The organism is Rhodoferax sp. UBA5149 (assembly GCF_002413825.1).
Taxonomy (GTDB): Bacteria; Pseudomonadota; Gammaproteobacteria; order Burkholderiales; family Burkholderiaceae_C; genus Rhodoferax.
Window position 1 is genome coordinate 17,787 of sequence record NZ_DHXT01000159.1, and the last position, 1,500, is coordinate 19,286.

A 1,500-nucleotide genomic window follows, 5' to 3' on the forward strand; every position below is an offset into this window, starting at 1 on the left:
CATCACCTACAGCGCGGTCAACAGCTGCATCCGCCTGGCGCATTCGGTCAACGGTCTGGCGCTGTGGACGGTCGAAGACCTGGCCGCCCCGGACGGCACCCTGCACCCCACGCAGCAAGCCCTGGTGCAGAGCCATGCCAGCCAATGCGGATTTTGCACACCCGGTTTCGTCATGAGCCTGTTTGCCATGTACCAGAACCATGTGGTGCAAGGCGAGCCAATCACGCGCGAGCTGGCGCAGGAAGAACTGTCCGGCAATCTGTGCCGCTGCACCGGCTACCGGCCGATTCTGGACGCCGCGCAACACATGGCCCAGCTGCCGCCGGTGCGCCTGGATGAAACTGATTTGCTACAAAAATTGAAGCAGCTTGCGCATAAGGGACGGGGGCTAGAGGCTGATTTGTCATATATGTCGCCACGAACGCTGGCCGCCCTGCTGGCCGCCCGCGCCGCCCACCCCGAGGCCCAACTGGTGGCCGGCTGCACCGACGTCGGGCTCTGGGTCAACAAGCTGCACCTGCGGTTTGGCAAGGTGCTCGATGTGTCCAAAGTGGCGGAACTGCGGCGCATTGAAGACTACCCGCGGCACATCGCCATCGGTGCCGCCGTTACGCTGGCCGACGCCTTTGCCGCACTGTTGATTGATCGTCCGCAACTGCACACCTTTGCCGCCCGCTTTGCCGGCCTGCCGGTGCGCAACGCGGGCACGTTGGGCGGCAATGTAGCCAACGGCTCACCGATTGGCGACTCGATGCCGTTGCTGATGGCGCTGGGCGCCAACGTGGTGCTGATGAGCGAGCGAAACGCACAGGTGGTCCACCGGGAAATGCCTTTGGCGCAGCTCTACACCGGGTATCGAAAGAATGTCATGGCAGCAGACGAAGTGCTGGCCTGGATCAAGGTGCCCAAGGCAACGCCGGGCGAACTGTTTCGCGTTTACAAAATCTCCAAGCGCTTTGACGACGACATCTCGGCCGTCTGCCTGGCGTTGAACCTGCAGCTGGACGGGGAGAAGGTGGCGCGGGTGTCCATCGGCGTCGGCGGCGTGGCCGCGACCCCCGTGCGGGCGCTCCACACCGAAGCCGCCTTAAGGGGCCAGGCCTGGACGCAGGCCACCGTGCAGCGGGCCATCATCACGCTGTGCGGCGAGTTCGCGCCGATCTCGGACAAGCGCGCCTCGGCCGCCTACCGCGTGCAGGTGCTGGGCAATCTGCTGCAGCGCTTCTGGCTGGAGAGCCAAGGTGTGCAGCAGATCAACCTCGAATCTTTCACGCTGGAAGGAGAGTCCGCATGAATGACGGCGGCCAATCTCCGGCACGTGCCAGTACCGGCTCACAGCAGCACGTCAGCGGTCGGTCACAGGCGCACGAGAGCGCTGCGGCTCAGGTGGCAGGCGCGGCCACCTACGTGGACGACATCCCCGAGGTGCGCGGCACGCTCTACGCCGCGCCGATTCTCTCTACGATGGCGCACGGCAAGCTGCGCGGCGTTGACGCCAGC

General features: G+C 65.0%; 2 protein-coding genes. Both read left to right on the forward strand.

Going from position 1 to position 1,500, the window contains the following annotated elements:
• Positions 1-1,294 (forward strand): xanthine dehydrogenase small subunit (gene xdhA / locus B3V69_RS14125; protein WP_296447563.1); only part of this gene is annotated, 1,294 nt, incomplete at its 5' end.
• Positions 1,291-1,500 (forward strand): hypothetical protein (locus B3V69_RS14130; protein ID WP_296447564.1); only part of this gene is annotated, 210 nt, incomplete at its 3' end. The genes xdhA and B3V69_RS14130, both read left to right, overlap by 4 nt.